Source organism: Pantoea sp. X-Soil-MYKO-1785 (assembly GCF_059730675.1).
Genome location: NZ_AP036000.1, coordinates 1 through 17279 on the forward strand (window position 1 = coordinate 1; position 17279 = coordinate 17279).

The following is a 17279-nucleotide window of genomic DNA, read 5'->3' on the forward strand; positions in this document are numbered from 1 at the left end:
CCGGTAGTTATCCAAAGAATAACCGTAGTATGCTTTTTGAGCTGTGTATAAGTCGCCATTTAGATCCCAGCTTATACGGATCAGGATCACCGATCATTAACAGCTAGTGATCCTAAGTAATCACCTGATTTGACAGCTGTTCTGGCACATATCCACAGAAACCGGCGATCCTAATAAGAGATCTAACAGAAAGATCATATACAGATCTAAGATCCTTTCTTTTAAAACCGGACGATCCCGCGGCTTTCACCCCAGACGGAATTTGAGTAGAATCCACGCCCCAGGACGACGATCCGGCACGTTTATCAACCGAGGTACCACTTCATGTTTTATCAGGATCCTTTTGACGTCATCGTAATTGGTGGTGGTCATGCGGGCACCGAAGCCGCAATGGCGGCAGCCCGAATGGGTCAGCAAACCCTGTTACTCACCCATAACATTGATACGCTTGGACAAATGTCCTGTAACCCGGCGATCGGTGGTATTGGCAAAGGACATCTGGTGAAGGAAGTGGATGCCATGGGGGGTCTGATGGCCCATGCAATCGATCAGGCTGGCATCCAGTTTAGGATACTAAACGCCAGCAAAGGCCCGGCCGTCAGGGCAACCCGTGCTCAGGCCGATCGCGTGCTCTATCGGCAGGCGGTTCGCACTGCGCTGGAAAATCAGCCCAACCTGATGATCTTCCAGCAGGCGGTCGACGATCTGATTGTGGAAAACGATCGGGTCGTCGGTGCCGTTACCCAGATGGGGCTGAAATTCCGGGCGAAGACCGTGGTGCTGACGGTAGGGACCTTCCTCGACGGGAAAATTCATATCGGACTGGATAACTACAGCGGCGGTCGCGCTGGCGATCCACCTTCCATTCCGCTGGCAAAACGTCTGCGTGCCCTGCCACTGCGGGTTAATCGCCTGAAAACCGGTACGCCGCCGCGCATTGACGCACGCAGTATCGACTTCAGCGTACTGGCGCCGCAGCATGGCGATAACCCGATGCCGGTGTTCTCGTTCATGGGCAATGCCGCTCAGCATCCGCAGCAGGTGCCGTGCTGGATCACCCATACCAACGAAAAAACCCATGAAGTGATCCGCAATAACCTCGATCGCAGCCCGATGTACGCTGGGATCATCGAAGGGATCGGCCCGCGTTACTGTCCGTCAATCGAAGACAAGGTGATGCGCTTTGCCGATCGTAACGCCCATCAGATCTTCCTGGAACCGGAAGGGCTGACCAGCAACGAAATTTACCCGAACGGCATCTCGACCAGCCTGCCGTTTGACGTACAGATCCAGATCGTACGATCGATGCAGGGCATGGAAAATGCGAAGATCGTGCGTCCGGGCTATGCCATTGAGTATGACTTCTTTGATCCACGCGATCTGAAACCGACGCTGGAGAGCAAATTCATTAACGGTCTGTTCTTTGCCGGACAGATCAACGGCACCACCGGTTACGAAGAAGCCGCCGCGCAGGGGATGCTGGCCGGCCTCAACGCCGCGCGGCAGTCTGCCGACAAAGAGGGCTGGGCCCCGCGTCGCGATCAGGCTTACCTCGGTGTGCTGGTTGATGACCTCTGCACCCTCGGTACTAAAGAGCCGTACCGCATGTTTACCTCCCGCGCCGAGTATCGTTTGATGCTGCGTGAGGATAATGCCGATCTGCGTCTGACCGAAACCGGCCGTGCCCTGGGCCTGGTCGATGATGCCCGCTGGGCGCGTTTCAACCAGAAGCTGGAAGCGATTGAGCAGGAACGTCAGCGTCTGCGCGATATCTGGGTACACCCTAAATCGGAGCGCGTTGCCGAGGTGAACACCGTCCTCAGCGCACCGCTGACCAAAGAAGCCAGCGGCGAAGATTTGCTGCGTCGTCCGGAAATGACCTATCTCACCCTGATGACGCTGGATACCTTTGGCCCGGCGCTGGCTGATGAGCAGGCGGCGGAGCAGGTTGAGATTCAGGTTAAATATGAAGGATACATTGCGCGTCAGCAGGAAGAGATCGATCGTCAGCAGCGCAACGAGAACACCCTGTTGCCGGTGGATCTGGATTATCGCCAGGTCAACGGCCTGTCGAATGAGGTGATCGCCAAGCTGAATGACCACAAACCCACCTCGATTGGTCAGGCGACGCGCATTTCCGGCATCACGCCGGCGGCGATCTCTATTCTGCTTATTTATCTGAAAAAACAGGGTCTGCTGCGCAAAAGCGCCTGACCTGAAACGGGGCGAGGCGACTCGCCCCCGCTGACTGGACTTACGCTGTGATCAACACACTCACCTCGCTGCTGCAGGCAGCCAAGATTTCCCTCTCCGATCAACAAAAACAGCAGCTGGTTGCCTATGTCGGCCTGCTGGACAAGTGGAACAAAGCCTACAACCTGACGTCAGTGCGCGATCCGCAACAGATGCTGGTTCGCCATATTCTTGACAGCATTGTGGTGGCACCACACCTGATCGGTTCACGCTTTATTGATGTCGGTACCGGACCGGGCCTGCCAGGCATACCGCTGGCGATTGTGATGCCTGATGCGCACTTTACGCTGCTCGACAGCCTCGGTAAGCGGGTGCGCTTCCTGCGTCAGGTGCAGCATGAGTTAGGACTCACTAACATTACGCCGGTGCAGAGCCGGGTTGAAGCGTTCCCGGCAGAGCCGCCGTTTGACGGCGTAATCAGCCGGGCATTCGCCTCGCTGACTGACATGGTGAACTGGTGTCATCATCTGCCCGGGGCAGAAGGGCGCTTTTTTGCCCTTAAAGGTGTTCGTCCGGATGATGAAATCGCCAGCTTACCGGCAGGCTATCGCTGTGATGAGGTGATTAAACTGCAGGTCCCGCAGCTGGAAGGCGACCGTCACCTGGTGATCCTTCGTCAGCAATAAGCCTGAAATACGTAAGGATTTAACCCGCTGCGGCATTTTGCCTTATCCCGCTGGCTGGTCAAAAAAAGTGCATTTGATGCGCTAATAATAACGGATTTTCATTAAGCCTCTGACGGCGAAAAGTTAAAAAAGCCGTCGGAAATTATCCGAAAAACTCTGTTACATTTAACGTTTAATTCACATTTAGTTAGCACAAAGATCACTTGTATAGCGGACTAACGGAATAAAAATAGTCACGTCAGAAAATATATCAAGGTAATTACCTGGCGTGCGTAATATGAATTTCACGTTTCTCATGCACAGTTCGATGTCAATAGCGTGTTTTTAGCGTAAATAGGCTTTTCTGGCGGACGATCTATTTTCAATATCATGATTTTGTTGGTTTAATTGGGTATGTGTAAGGCTGGCAATTAGCATACTGAGAAAAGTCCTGGCGGCGTGAATGCTTATTATGTGATCTAAAGCACGCTTTAAAAGCAAGTCGCCAGCCAATTTTCAACCGGAAAATGGCCAATCCTTAGCGGGGGATGTTTGGAAAAATAGCCCTCCGGAAAGAAATTTAAATAATTGTTCACCTTTTCGCTACTTACCGATTGAAATCGCAGGTGCGGCCCGTATAATTTGCACGGCTTTTGCTGCTTGACTCAAATGCGTAAAGGCAGTCTTATACGACACGCGACATACCCCGAATGGGGCAGGAGAGTATCAGCGTCATGTCAGTGTCTCTTTACAGTGTAAAATTCGCCCGGACAGTGCTGATGATTCAGCTGGTGACAATCGTCATCATCGGCGCACTCTTTGCCCTGAAAGATGTCACCTGGGGCGTCTCTGCTGTAGCTGGCGGAGCGGCAGCCTGGCTGCCGAACGTGTTGTTTTTGTTTTTAGCCTGGCGCCTGCAGGGGCAAACCCCGGCTTCGGGGCGAGTCGCGTGGAGCTTCGCTTTGGGTGAAATAGCCAAAGTGTTCGCGACCATCATTTTGCTCATTGTGGCGTTGGGTCTATTCGGGGCGGTTTTCTGGCCGGTCGGAATAACCTGGTTATCGGTGCTGGTGGTACAAATGCTGGCACCGGCGGTAATTAACAACAAAGGGTAAGAGGCATCATGGCTGCAGGAGAAATCTCTACTCCGCAAGAATACATAGGACACCACCTGAATAACCTTCAGCTGGACCTGCGTACTTTCGAGTTAGTGAATCCGCACGACGCTCCCGCGACGTTCTGGGTATTAAATATCGATTCCATGTTTTTCTCTCTGGTGCTGGGATTCATCTTCCTGGTGTTGTTCCGTAAAGTAGCTAAAACAGCTACCAGCGGTGTGCCAGGGAAATTACAAGCGGCTATCGAACTGGTTGTCGGCTTCGTTGATGACAACGTGCGCGACATGTATCACGGTAAGAGCAAACTTATCGCCCCGCTGGCGCTGACAATTTTTGTCTGGGTCTTCCTGATGAACTTCATGGATCTGCTGCCAATCGATCTGCTGCCGTATATCGGTGAGCAATGGTTGGGCCTGCCGGCGCTGCGCGTCGTGCCGTCTGCAGACGTGAACATCACGCTCTCAATGGCGTTGGGCGTCTTTATTTTGATTCTGTTCTACAGCATCAAAATGAAAGGCATTGGCGGCTTCACTAAAGAGCTGACGCTGCAGCCTTTTAACCACCCGATCTTCATCCCGATCAACCTGATTCTGGAAGGTGTTAGCCTGCTGTCTAAACCGGTTTCTCTCGGTTTACGACTGTTCGGCAACATGTATGCGGGTGAGCTGATCTTTATCCTTATTGCCGGTCTGTTGCCGTGGTGGTCGCAGTGGGTGCTGAATGTGCCGTGGGCCATTTTCCACATCCTGATCATTTCGCTACAGGCTTTCATTTTCATGGTCCTCACGATTGTCTATCTGTCGATGGCATCTGAAGAACACTGATTTTTTTCTCAACACTACTTTCCCTCTCTATTCCGGGTGACAGCCATCAGGCTGCAGCCCGGAAGATGAAGGGAGCATTTAACTGAAACAAACTGGAGACTGTCATGGAAAACCTGAATATGGATCTGCTGTACATGGCTGCCGCTGTGATGATGGGCCTGGCGGCAATCGGTGCTGCGATCGGTATCGGCATCCTCGGAGGAAAATTCCTGGAAGGCGCTGCTCGTCAGCCTGACCTGATTCCTCTGCTGCGCACGCAGTTCTTTGTTGTAATGGGTCTGGTGGATGCAATCCCGATGATCGCTGTTGGTCTGGGTCTCTACGTGATGTTTGCTGTCGCCTAAAGCTCCTGTGTTCACTCAGCGCACAGTGTGCAAGGGTGAACGGATTCTGCCGCTTATCGTTGATAACGGCAGAAAAGTTAAATACTCAATTAGAGGCATTGTGCTGTGAACATTAATGCAACAATCCTCGGCCAGGCCATCGCGTTCATCCTGTTTGTCGCGTTCTGCATGAAGTACGTATGGCCGCCGATTATGGCTGCCATCGAAAAGCGCCAGAAAGAAATTGCTGAAGGCCTTGCTTCTGCTGAACGCGCGAAGAAAGATTTGGATCTCGCGCAGGCTAATGCGACCGACCAGCTGAAAAAAGCTAAAGAAGACGCTCAGGTCATTATCGAGCAAGCGAACAAGCGTCGCGCGCAGATTCTGGACGAAGCCAAAACCGAAGCTGATAACGAACGTGCTCGCATCGTGGCACAAGCGCAGGCTGAGATTGACGCCGAACGCAAACGTGCTCGTGAAGAACTGCGTAAGCAAGTCGCGTTGCTGGCTATGGCCGGTGCCGAGAAGATCATCGAACGTTCCGTGGATGAAGCTGCTAACAGCGACATCGTTGATAAACTGGTCGCTGAACTGTAAGGAGGGAGGGGCTGATGTCTGATCTGATTACTGTAGCTCGCCCCTACGCCAAAGCAGCTTTTGACTTTGCTGTTGAGCATCAAAGTATTGAACGCTGGCAACAGATGCTGGCGTTTGCCGCAGAAGTGGCTCGCAATGAACAGATGGCTGATCTTCTTTCAGGTGCGTTAGCACCCGAAGCGTTGGCAGCGTCGTTTAACGCAGTCTGTGGTGATCAACTGGATGAACCCGCGCAGAACCTGATTAAGGTGATGGCGGAAAACGGACGTTTGACAGCGCTTCCGGCAGTACTGGCCCAATTCATCGACCTGCGTGACGCTTATGAAGCCACCGCAGAAGTTGATGTTATCTCCGCCAGTACGCTGAGTGACGACCAGCTGAATAAAATCAGCGCCGCGATGGAAAAACGTCTGTCACGCAAAGTTAAGCTGAATTGCAAAATTGATAAGTCTGTGATGGCAGGCGTGATCATCCGTTCGGGTGATCTGGTTATTGATGGCAGCGTACGCGGCCGTCTTGACCGTCTGGCTGACGTCTTGCAGTCTTAAGGGGACTGGAGCATATGCAACTGAATTCCACCGAAATCAGCGAACTGATCAAGCAGCGCATTGCTCAGTTCAATGTCGTGAGTGAAGCTCACAACGAAGGTACGATTGTTTCTGTAAGTGACGGTATCATCCGCGTACACGGCCTGGCCGATGTGATGCAGGGTGAGATGATTGCCCTGCCGGGCAACCGTTACGCGATTGCCCTGAACCTCGAGCGTGACTCAGTAGGTGCAGTGGTAATGGGTCCTTACGCTGACCTCGCCGAAGGCATGAAGGTGAAGTGTACTGGCCGTATTCTGGAAGTACCGGTAGGCCGTGGTCTGCTGGGCCGTGTGGTGAACACCCTGGGTGCACCAATCGACGGTAAAGGCGCAATTGACAACGACGGTTTCTCACCGGTTGAAGTGATTGCACCAGGCGTTATCGACCGTCAGTCAGTCGACCAGCCGGTTCAGACCGGTTATAAGTCGGTCGATGCGATGATTCCAATCGGCCGTGGCCAGCGTGAGCTGATCATCGGTGACCGTCAGACCGGTAAAACCGCGATGGCGATCGATGCAATCATCAATCAGCGCGACTCAGGCATCAAGTGCGTCTACGTTGCGATTGGTCAGAAAGCCTCAACCATCTCTAACGTGGTTCGCAAGCTGGAAGAGCACGGCGCGCTGCAGAACACCATCGTTGTGGTGGCCTCTGCTTCTGAATCCGCTGCCCTGCAGTATCTCTCTCCGTACGCAGGCTGTGCGATGGGTGAGTACTTCCGTGACCGCGGTGAAGATGCGCTGATCGTTTATGATGATCTCTCTAAGCAGGCGATTGCTTACCGTCAGATTTCTCTGCTGCTGCGCCGTCCACCAGGTCGTGAAGCATTCCCTGGCGACGTGTTCTATCTCCACTCCCGTCTGCTGGAACGTGCATCACGCGTAAGCGCTGATTATGTTGAGCGTTTCACTAACGGTGCCGTGACAGGTAAAACCGGTTCACTGACAGCACTGCCGATCATCGAAACCCAGGCGGGCGACGTTTCTGCGTTCGTTCCGACCAACGTAATCTCGATTACTGATGGTCAGATCTTCCTGGAATCGAACCTGTTCAACTCCGGTATTCGTCCGGCGGTTAACCCAGGTATTTCGGTATCGCGTGTTGGTGGTGCTGCACAGACCAAGATCATCAAGAAACTGTCCGGTGGTATCCGTACCGCGCTGGCACAGTATCGTGAACTGGCGGCGTTCTCGCAGTTCGCCTCTGATCTGGACGATGCAACCCGTAAACAGCTGAGCCACGGTCAGAAAGTCACCGAGCTGCTGAAGCAGAAACAGTATGCGCCGATGTCAGTCGCGCAGCAGGGTCTGGTTCTGTTCGCGGCCGAGCGTGGCTATCTGAACGACGTTGAGCTGGCAAAAATTGGCAGCTTTGAAGCTGCACTGCTGGCCTTCGCGGATCGCGATCACGCCGAGCTGATGGCTGAAATCAACCAGTCGGGTAACTACAACAACGATATCGAAGCCAAGCTGAAAGGCCTGATCGATACGTTTAAAGCAACCCAGTCCTGGTAATGTCTGGCGGCTTGTCTGAAAAGGCAGGCCGCAAGGCTTTGAGGAGAAGCTAATGGCCGGCGCAAAAGAGATACGAAGCAAGATCGGAAGCGTGAAAAACACGCAGAAGATCACCAAAGCGATGGAAATGGTCGCCGCCTCCAAGATGCGTAAAACGCAGGAACGCATGGCGGCCAGCCGTCCGTATGCAGACACCATGCGCAAAGTGATTGGTCACCTTGCGTTGGGTAATCTGGAATACAAGCACCCTTACCTGCAAGAGCGCGACGTTAAGCGCGTCGGCTACCTGGTCGTTTCAACTGACCGCGGGCTTTGTGGTGGTTTGAACATTAACCTGTTCAAGAAAGTACTGGCAGATATGAAGTCCTGGTCCGATAAAGGCGTGCAGAGCGATCTGTCGATTATCGGTTCTAAAGGGGCGTCATTCTTCAGTTCTGTTGGTGGCAACATCGTGGCGCAAGTCAGCGGCATGGGCGATAAACCGACCCTGTCTGACCTGATTGGCCCGGTAAAAGTGATGTTGCAGGCTTATGATGAAGGCCGCATCGACAAACTGATGATCGTCAGTAACAAGTTCAATAACACCATGTCTCAGACTCCGACCATTACCCAACTGCTGCCGTTACCGCCAGCGGAAGGTGAAGAAGAGATGAAGGCGAAGACCTGGGATTACCTGTACGAACCCGATCCGAAAGCGCTGCTGGATACCCTGCTGCGTCGTTACGTCGAATCGCAGGTTTATCAGGGTGTGGTGGAAAATCTGGCCAGTGAGCAGGCCGCACGTATGGTAGCGATGAAAGCCGCAACCGATAACGGCGGAAATCTGATCAAAGAGCTGCAGTTGGTGTACAACAAAGCTCGTCAGGCCAGCATCACCCAGGAACTTACCGAGATCGTCTCGGGGGCCTCCGCGGTTTAACCAGGTTTGGAATTAGGTAGAGGATTCAAGATGGCAACTGGAAAGATTGTCCAGATTATCGGCGCCGTTGTTGACGTCGAATTCCCTCAGGACGCGGTACCGCAAGTGTACAGTGCCCTCGAGGTTATGAATGGTGATGCGCGTCTGGTGCTGGAAGTTCAGCAGCAGCTGGGCGGCGGCGTGGTCCGTACCATTGCAATGGGTACGTCTGACGGCCTGAAGCGTGGTCTGAGCGTCAACGACCTGCAGAAACCGATTCAGGTTCCGGTCGGTAAAGCGACCCTGGGCCGTATCATGAACGTTCTCGGCGAGCCAATCGACATGAAAGGCGAGCTGAAAGAAGAAGATGGCAGCGCAGTAGAGATCGCCTCTATTCACCGCGCGGCACCTTCTTATGAAGATCAGTCTAACTCGCAGGAACTGCTGGAAACCGGCATCAAGGTTATCGACCTGATGTGTCCGTTCGCCAAGGGCGGTAAAGTGGGTCTGTTCGGTGGTGCGGGTGTAGGTAAAACCGTCAACATGATGGAACTGATCCGTAACATCGCGGCTGAACACTCAGGTTACTCAGTGTTTGCCGGTGTGGGTGAGCGTACTCGTGAGGGTAACGACTTCTACCACGAAATGACCGACTCCAACGTTATCGACAAAGTTGCCCTGGTGTATGGCCAGATGAACGAGCCGCCGGGTAACCGTCTGCGCGTGGCACTGACCGGTCTGACCATGGCGGAAAAATTCCGTGATGAAGGCCGTGACGTTCTGCTGTTCATCGATAACATCTACCGTTATACCCTGGCCGGTACCGAAGTTTCTGCACTGCTGGGTCGTATGCCATCTGCGGTAGGTTACCAGCCAACGCTGGCCGAAGAGATGGGTGTGTTGCAGGAGCGTATTACCTCCACCAAGACTGGTTCAATCACCTCCGTACAGGCCGTTTACGTCCCTGCGGATGACCTGACTGACCCGTCACCAGCAACCACCTTTGCGCACTTAGACTCAACGGTAACGCTGAGCCGTCAGATCGCCTCTCTGGGTATCTACCCGGCTGTTGACCCGCTGGATTCTACCAGCCGTCAGCTGGATCCACTGGTTGTGGGTCAGGAGCACTACGACGTAGCGCGTGGCGTTCAGTCACTGCTGCAGCGTTACCAGGAGCTGAAAGACATCATCGCCATCCTCGGTATGGACGAGCTGTCTGAAGAAGATAAACTGCTGGTGGCACGTGCGCGTAAGATTCAGCGCTTCCTGTCTCAGCCGTTCTTCGTTGCGGAAGTCTTCACCGGTTCTCCGGGCAAGTACGTTACGCTGAAAGACACTATCCGTGGCTTTAAAGGCATCATGGAAGGTGAGTTTGACCACCTGCCAGAGCAGGCCTTCTACATGGTTGGTGCCATCGAAGAAGCCGTGGAAAAAGCGAAGAAACTGTAATAACGGTTCCCGGGAGGAAGATTATGGCTATGACTTATCACCTGGATGTGGTCAGCGCAGAGAATCAGTTGTTCTCTGGTCTGGTACAGAAAATTCAGGTGTCAGGTAGCGAAGGTGAGTTAGGGATTTTCCCTGGCCATGCGCCGCTGCTGACTGCCATTAAGCCTGGAATGATCCGTATCGTGAAACAGCACGGCGAAGAGGAGTTTATTTACCTCTCTGGCGGCGTGCTGGAAGTGCAGCCGGGCAGCACCACCGTTCTGGCCGATACCGCTATCCGCGGTACCGATCTGGACGAAGCCCGCGCCCTGGAAGCGAAACGCAAAGCAGAAGAGCACATGAACAGCAGCCACGGTGACGTGGACTATGCTCAGGCCTCTGCCGAGCTGGCGAAAGCCATTGCTAAACTGCGCGTGATCGAACTGACCAAAAAAGCGATGTAATCCAGCTTTATGCGTCACGAAATGCCAGCCCTTCGGGCTGGCATTTTTTTTGTCTGTCGGGTCATCTGCGCCCTCCCGCCTAATTTCGGCCTGAGAAAAATGTAGTAATCTCACCCTCAAACCGTTTTACTTTCACCCGTAAAAATTCACTCAGGATAGATATGTCTAACAGTGCGATGAGTGTGGTGATCCTTGCCGCTGGCAAGGGCACCCGTATGTATTCCGATCTGCCAAAAGTTCTGCATACGCTGGCAGGTAAACCGATGGTGCAGCATGTGATTGACGCGGCCAAAGGACTGGGCGCGCAGCAGGTGCATCTGGTTTATGGTCACGGCGGCGATCGTCTTAAAGCCACCCTCACCGACAGCGCCCTCAACTGGGTGCTGCAGGCCGAGCAGCTCGGCACCGGCCACGCCATGCAGCAGGCCGCGCCCTGCTTCGCTGACGATGAAGACATTCTGATGCTCTACGGCGACGTACCGCTGATCGCTGAGGCGACGTTACAGCGCCTGCGTGAGGCCAAACCGCAGGGCGGCATCGGCCTGCTCACCGTGGTACTGGAGAACCCGACCGGCTATGGCCGCATCGTGCGTGAGAACGGCACCATTGTCGGCATCGTCGAGCAGAAAGATGCCACGCCAGAGCAGCTGCAAATCACTGAAATCAACACCGGTATCCTGATCGCCAACGGTGGCGATCTGAAACGCTGGCTGGCGCAGCTCACCAACAACAACGCGCAGGGTGAATACTACATCACCGATATCATCGCGCTGGCGCATCAGGAAGGCCGGCTGATTGAGGCGGTTCATCCGACGCGCATCAGTGAGACCGATGGCGTGAATAATCGTCTGCAGCTGGCAACGCTGGAACGCACTTATCAGACTGAACAGGCTGAGCGCCTGCTGCTGGCGGGCGTAATGCTGCGCGATCCGGCCCGCTTTGACCTGCGCGGCACTCTGACCCACGGCCGGGATGTGGAAATCGACACCAACGTCATCATTGAAGGTCAGGTAACACTGGGCGATCGGGTAAAAATCGGCGCCGGCTGTATCATCAAAAACAGCGTGATCGGCGACGATTGCGACATCAGCCCTTATTCGGTGATCGAGGATGCGAATCTGGCCAGCGCCTGTACCGTCGGACCCTTTGCCCGTCTGCGTCCCGGCAGTGAACTGGCGCACGCCGCCCATGTCGGTAACTTCGTTGAGATGAAAAAAGCCCGTCTGGGCGAAGGTTCGAAAGCGGGTCACCTCTCCTATCTGGGCGACGCGGAGATCGGCGCTAACGTCAACATCGGGGCCGGCACCATCACCTGTAACTATGATGGCGCGAATAAATCAAAAACCGTGATTGGCGATAACGTGTTTGTCGGCTCGGACACCCAGCTGGTGGCGCCGGTCAGCGTGGCTGCAGGTGCTACCATTGCGGCGGGCACCACCATTATGAAAGATGTCACCGAAGCGGGACTGGTCTACAACCGCAAAGAGCAGAATCACAAAGCGGACTGGCAGCGCCCACAGAAGAAAAAATAATTTTTAACGGCCCGCATGAAGCGGGCCGATGCAGTGCCAAAACTATAATCCCCACTCTCTACAAGGCTCGGGGAACCGGCAAAGCCGGATATCAGGTCGCATGACAACGAAAGTGGCGAACAGCCATGTAGTCAGGAAAACATCATTATGTGTGGAATTGTTGGTGCAGTAGCACAACGCGATATCGCAGAAATTCTGCTGGAAGGCCTGCGTCGTCTTGAGTATCGCGGATATGATTCGGCCGGTCTGGCCGTGGTCGATCGTCAGGGGCACGTAACGCGCCTGCGACGTTTAGGGAAAGTGCAGAAGCTGGCCGATGCAGCCGAACAGCAGCCGCTGATTGGCGGCACCGGTATTGCCCATACGCGTTGGGCAACGCACGGCGAGCCGTCGGAAGCCAATGCGCATCCGCACGTTTCTGAGCACATCGTTATCGTGCACAACGGCATCATTGAAAACCATGAGCCGCTACGCGCTGCGATGATCGAGCGTGGCTACGTTTTTGCCTCTGAAACCGACACCGAAGTGGTGGCGCACCTGGTTCACTGGGAGCAGAAACAGGGCGGAACGCTGCGTGAAGTGGTGCTGCGCGTCATCCCGCAACTGCGCGGTGCCTATGGCATGGTAATCATGGACAGCCGCGATCCGTCGCTGCTGGTGGCGGCACGCTCCGGCAGCCCGCTGGTGATCGGTCGTGGCGTGGGCGAGAACTTTATTGCCTCCGATCAGCTGGCGCTGCTGCCGGTGACGCGTCGGTTCATCTATCTGGAAGAGGGTGATATCGCGGAAATCAGCCGTCGCGATGTGACCATCGTTGATCGTACCGGTAAACCGGTGACGCGCGCAGAGATCGAATCGACCCTGCAGTATGATGCCGGTGACAAAGGCATCTACCGCCATTACATGCAGAAAGAGATCTACGAGCAGCCGATGGCGCTGAAAAGCACTCTGAGTGGCCGTTTCAGTCACGGCCAGGTCGATCTCAGCGAGCTGGGCGCAGGTGCAGAAGCGCTGCTGGCGCAGGTGGAGCATATCCAGATTATCGCCTGCGGCACCTCGTATAACTCCGGCATGGTGTCACGCTACTGGTTTGAGTCGCTGGCAAACATCCCGTGCGATGTCGAGATTGCCTCTGAGTTTCGCTACCGCAAGTCGGCAGTGCGGAAAAACAGCCTGCTGATCACCTTATCGCAATCGGGCGAAACGGCCGACACCCTGGCAGCACTGCGTCTCTCCAAAGAGCTGGGCTATCTCGGTTCCCTGGCGGTGTGTAACGTGGCCGGTTCGTCGCTGGTGCGGGAATCTGATCTGGCGCTGATGACCAAAGCGGGCACCGAAATCGGTGTTGCCTCGACCAAAGCCTTTACCACGCAGCTGGCAGTGTTACTGATGCTGGTGGCGAAGCTGGGCCGGCTGAAAGGCATGGCGGCGGAAACCGAGCATGAGATTGTCCACGCGCTGCAGGCGCTGCCCAGCCGGATCGAACAGATGCTGGCGCAGGATAAGCTGATTGAAAATCTGGCAGAGGGCTTCTCGGATAAGCATCATGCGCTGTTCCTCGGCCGTGGCGATCAGTACCCGATCGCCATGGAAGGCGCGCTGAAGCTGAAGGAGATCTCCTACATTCACGCCGAAGCCTATGCGGCGGGCGAGCTGAAGCACGGCCCGCTGGCGCTGATTGATGCCGATATGCCGGTGATCGTGGTGGCACCCAACAACGAACTGCTGGAGAAGCTTAAATCCAACATCGAAGAGGTGCGGGCACGCGGCGGTCTGCTGTATGTGTTTGCCGATCAGGATGCCGGCTTCAGCGACAGTGACGGGATGAAGATTATCCCGCTGCCCCACGTGGAAGAGGTGATTGCGCCGATCTTCTATACCGTGCCGTTGCAGCTACTGTCGTATCACGTCGCGCTGATCAAAGGCACCGACGTCGATCAGCCGCGTAACCTGGCGAAATCGGTTACCGTAGAATAACAAAGTGGGCCCGGTCGCGGGCCCGCTTCATTTTTGCCCACTGTCATATAACTGTCATATTTCGTACATTTCATTGTCATCAAACTGTCCTATTTTCCCTCCTGCAGCAATCACTGACTCTTACTAAAACGGCCCCGAGCCTGAATTTTCTCCCCTGGAGGGAACATGACACTGATGCGTAGCACCGTAGCCCGAATCCTCGCCGCCACCTTTGCAGTCAGCGCGGTATCTGCTTTTGCGGCCACCGATCTGACGGGCGCAGGCGGGACGTTCCCGGCGCCGGTTTATGCCAAGTGGGCAGCAGAGTATCAGCAAGCCACCGGTAGCAAAGTTAACTACCAGGGCATCGGTTCATCTGGCGGCGTGAAACAAATCATCGCCAAAACCGTCGATTTCGGTGCGTCCGATGCGCCAATGAAAGATGAAGATTTGCAGAAAAATGGCCTGTTCCAGTTCCCGACGGTGATCGGCGGCGTGGTGCTGGCGGTTAACCTGCCGGGCATCAAATCAGGTGAACTGACGCTGGACGGTAAAACCGTCGGCGACATCTACCTCGGCACCATCAAAAAGTGGAACGATCCGGCGATCGCTAAACTCAATCCAGGCGTAAAACTGCCAGAGACGAATATCAACGTGGTGCGCCGCGCTGATGGTTCAGGTACCTCATTCGTTTTCACCAGCTACCTGGCGAAAGTGAATGAGGCGTGGAACAGCAAAATTGGTAAAGGCAACACCGTAAACTGGCCGGTCGGTCTGGGTGGCAAAGGCAACGACGGCGTGGCCGCGTTTGTCCAGCGTCTGCCGGGTTCAATCGGCTATGTGGAATATGCCTACGCCAAACAGAACAACCTGACCTACACCAAACTGATGGACGCTGATGGCAAGCCGGTCGCACCGAGCGAAACCAGCTTCAGCAACGCGGCGAAAGGCGCAGACTGGAGCAAATCTTTCGCTCAGGACCTGACCTTCCAGAAAGGTGCGGATGCCTGGCCTATCTCTTCCACCACCTTTATCCTGGTTTACAAAGATCAGGCTAATGCGGCCAAAGGCAGCGAAGTGCTGAAGTTCTTTGACTGGGCGTACAAAAACGGCAGCAAAACCGCCACCGCGCTGGATTATGCCGCCCTGCCTGAAAGCGTGACCGAGCAGATTCGCGCTGCCTGGAAAGCCAATATCAAAGACAGTTCTGGTAAGGCGCTTTATCAGTAATTGACCGACCCTGGCCGGACTCCGGTTCGGTCAGACCCAACGGGCGGCGTACTGCCGCCCTGTTAACTCCTGAAGACTGAGACTTCTATGGCTGCAACCAAGCCGGCATTCAAAGCCCCAGGCAAGCAAGGTGACAGAATATTTGGTGCGCTGGTCAAGCTTGCCGCACTGATCGTCCTGTTGCTGATGGGCGGCATTATCGTCTCCCTGATCATCTCCTCGTGGCCAAGCATTCAGAAGTTTGGTTTCTCCTTTTTGTGGACCAAAACCTGGGATGCCCCCAACGAACAATTTGGTGCGCTGGTACCGATTTACGGCACCCTCGTCACCTCTATCATCGCGCTGATTATTGCCGTGCCAGTCAGTTTTGGTATCGCGCTGTTCCTGACCGAACTCGCGCCAGGCTGGCTGCGTCGCCCGCTGGGTACCGCCATTGAGCTGCTGGCCGCCATCCCCAGCATTGTCTACGGCATGTGGGGCCTGTTCGTGTTTGCGCCGCTGTTTGCTGAATATTTCCAGACGCCGGTCAACGACGTGATGTCAGGCATTCCGATTGTCGGTGAGCTGTTCTCCGGCCCGGCATTCGGTATCGGTATTCTGGCCGCTGGCGTGATTCTGGCGATCATGATCATCCCCTACATCGCCTCCGTGATGCGCGATGTGTTTGAGCAGACGCCGGTGATGATGAAAGAGTCGGCCTACGGCATCGGCTGCACCACCTGGGAAGTGATCTGGCGCATCGTGCTGCCGTTCACTAAAAACGGCGTGATTGGTGGCGTGATGCTGGGGCTGGGCCGCGCACTGGGTGAAACCATGGCGGTGACCTTTATCATCGGTAACACCTACCAGCTCGACAGCCCGTCGCTGTTTATGCCGGGCAACAGCATCACCTCCGCCCTCGCCAATGAGTTCGCTGAAGCGGAGTCCGGCGTGCATGTGGCGGCGTTAATGGAGCTGGGCCTGATCCTGTTTGTGATTACCTTTATCGTGCTGGCGATTTCAAAACTGATGATTATGCGGCTGGCGAAAAGTGAAGGAGCGCGATCATGACCACCATTGAAGTTCAGGCGCGCGCCGAACTGGACGCGTCCCGTCGTAAGATGCAGTCCTGGCGCAGCACCAAAAACAAGATAGCGCTGACGCTGTCGCTGCTGACCATGGCATTTGGTCTGTTCTGGCTGGTGTGGATCCTGTTCACCACCGTATCACGCGGCCTTGATGGCCTATCGTGGTCGCTGTTCACCGAATCAACGCCGCCACCGAACACCGCCGGCGGCGGTCTGGCGAACGCCTTAGCGGGCAGCGGATTACTGATTTTCTGGTCGACCTTCTTCGGCACGCCACTGGGCATCATGGCCGGTATCTATCTGGCGGAATATGGCCGTAAATCGTTTCTGGCGGAGGTGATCCGCTTTATTAACGACATTCTGCTGTCGGCACCGTCGATTGTGGTCGGACTGTTTGTCTACACCATTGTGGTGTCACAGATGCAGCACTTTTCCGGCTGGGCCGGGGTGATTGCGCTGGCGCTGTTGCAGGTGCCGATCGTGATCCGTACCACCGAGAACATGCTGCGGCTGGTGCCGGACAGCATGCGTGAAGCGGCTTACGCGCTGGGCACGCCGAAGTGGAAGATGATCTCCGCCATCACCCTGAAGGCGTCGGTCTCCGGCATTATCACCGGGGTATTGCTGGCGATTGCCCGCATCGCTGGCGAGACCGCACCGCTGCTGTTTACTGCGCTGTCGAACCAGTTCTGGAGTACCGACATGATGCAGCCGCTGGCGAATCTGCCGGTCACCATCTTTAAGTTCGCCATGAGCCCGTTCGCCGAATGGCAGAGCCTGGCCTGGGCGGGTGTACTGATTATTACCTTGTGCGTGCTGCTGCTGAATATCGTCGCGCGGGTGATTTTTGCCAAAGGTAAACACGGTTAACTTCCGGCGC

General features: G+C 55.0%; 16 protein-coding genes. All 16 read left to right on the forward strand.

What is annotated here, in order from left to right; all coding sequences use genetic code 11:
* Positions 1–324 precede the first annotated feature (324 nt).
* Positions 325–2214, forward strand: a complete 1890-nt coding sequence (mnmG, locus tag AC6I8D_RS00005; protein WP_312054958.1) for a tRNA uridine-5-carboxymethylaminomethyl(34) synthesis enzyme MnmG — start codon at positions 325–327, stop codon at positions 2212–2214.
* A 47-nt stretch (positions 2215–2261) separates the two neighbouring features.
* Complete coding sequence (gene rsmG / locus AC6I8D_RS00010; protein ID WP_312054957.1) at positions 2262–2879, forward strand: 16S rRNA (guanine(527)-N(7))-methyltransferase RsmG; 618 nt, start codon at positions 2262–2264, stop codon at positions 2877–2879.
* Positions 2880–3592: 713 nt separating this feature from the next.
* Positions 3593–3973, forward strand: coding sequence for a F0F1 ATP synthase subunit I (gene atpI / locus AC6I8D_RS00015; RefSeq protein ID WP_031376171.1), 381 nt, complete (start codon positions 3593–3595; stop codon positions 3971–3973).
* 8 nt (positions 3974–3981) lie between these two features.
* Positions 3982–4800 carry a F0F1 ATP synthase subunit A gene (gene atpB / locus AC6I8D_RS00020; RefSeq protein ID WP_497819486.1) on the forward strand — a complete coding sequence of 273 codons (819 nt, stop codon included), beginning with the start codon at positions 3982–3984 and terminating at the stop codon, positions 4798–4800.
* A gap of 104 nt (positions 4801–4904) precedes the next feature.
* Positions 4905–5144: a F0F1 ATP synthase subunit C gene (gene atpE, locus AC6I8D_RS00025; RefSeq protein ID WP_003849523.1), complete on the forward strand. Its 240-nt coding sequence runs from the start codon at positions 4905–4907 to the stop codon at positions 5142–5144.
* A 105-nt stretch (positions 5145–5249) separates the two neighbouring features.
* Positions 5250–5720, forward strand: a complete 471-nt coding sequence (atpF, locus tag AC6I8D_RS00030; protein ID WP_031376169.1) for a F0F1 ATP synthase subunit B — start codon at positions 5250–5252, stop codon at positions 5718–5720.
* Between the two features lie 14 nt (positions 5721–5734).
* Positions 5735–6268, forward strand: coding sequence for a F0F1 ATP synthase subunit delta (gene atpH / locus AC6I8D_RS00035; RefSeq protein ID WP_031376168.1), 534 nt, complete (start codon positions 5735–5737; stop codon positions 6266–6268).
* A 14-nt stretch (positions 6269–6282) separates the two neighbouring features.
* A complete protein-coding gene (gene atpA / locus AC6I8D_RS00040) occupies positions 6283–7824 on the forward strand; it encodes a F0F1 ATP synthase subunit alpha (protein ID WP_069728658.1) in 1542 nt (513 codons plus the stop codon).
* Between the two features lie 52 nt (positions 7825–7876).
* On the forward strand, positions 7877–8743 hold the full coding sequence (gene atpG, locus AC6I8D_RS00045; protein WP_031376166.1) for a F0F1 ATP synthase subunit gamma: 867 nt from the start codon (positions 7877–7879) through the stop codon (positions 8741–8743).
* Positions 8744–8773: 30 nt separating this feature from the next.
* Positions 8774–10171 carry a F0F1 ATP synthase subunit beta gene (atpD, locus tag AC6I8D_RS00050; protein WP_010258870.1) on the forward strand — a complete coding sequence of 466 codons (1398 nt, stop codon included), beginning with the start codon at positions 8774–8776 and terminating at the stop codon, positions 10169–10171.
* Between the two features lie 23 nt (positions 10172–10194).
* On the forward strand, positions 10195–10614 hold the full coding sequence (locus AC6I8D_RS00055) for a F0F1 ATP synthase subunit epsilon (protein WP_312054953.1): 420 nt from the start codon (positions 10195–10197) through the stop codon (positions 10612–10614).
* A gap of 161 nt (positions 10615–10775) precedes the next feature.
* Positions 10776–12146 (forward strand): bifunctional UDP-N-acetylglucosamine diphosphorylase/glucosamine-1-phosphate N-acetyltransferase GlmU, encoded by a 1371-nt coding sequence (gene glmU, locus AC6I8D_RS00060; RefSeq protein WP_497819487.1) that lies wholly within the window; start codon positions 10776–10778, stop codon positions 12144–12146.
* Between the two features lie 147 nt (positions 12147–12293).
* On the forward strand, positions 12294–14123 hold the full coding sequence (gene glmS / locus AC6I8D_RS00065; protein WP_031376164.1) for a glutamine--fructose-6-phosphate transaminase (isomerizing): 1830 nt from the start codon (positions 12294–12296) through the stop codon (positions 14121–14123).
* A gap of 165 nt (positions 14124–14288) precedes the next feature.
* The gene (pstS, locus tag AC6I8D_RS00070; protein WP_312054949.1) at positions 14289–15332 is read left to right on the forward strand and encodes a phosphate ABC transporter substrate-binding protein PstS; all 1044 of its coding nucleotides are present in this window, start codon (positions 14289–14291) and stop codon (positions 15330–15332) included.
* 87 nt (positions 15333–15419) lie between these two features.
* On the forward strand, positions 15420–16382 hold the full coding sequence (gene pstC, locus AC6I8D_RS00075; RefSeq protein ID WP_031376162.1) for a phosphate ABC transporter permease PstC: 963 nt from the start codon (positions 15420–15422) through the stop codon (positions 16380–16382).
* Positions 16379–17269 carry a phosphate ABC transporter permease PstA gene (gene pstA, locus AC6I8D_RS00080; protein WP_312054948.1) on the forward strand — a complete coding sequence of 297 codons (891 nt, stop codon included), beginning with the start codon at positions 16379–16381 and terminating at the stop codon, positions 17267–17269. Before pstC ends, pstA begins: the two co-directional genes overlap by 4 nt.
* Positions 17270–17279: the final 10 nt, after the last annotated feature.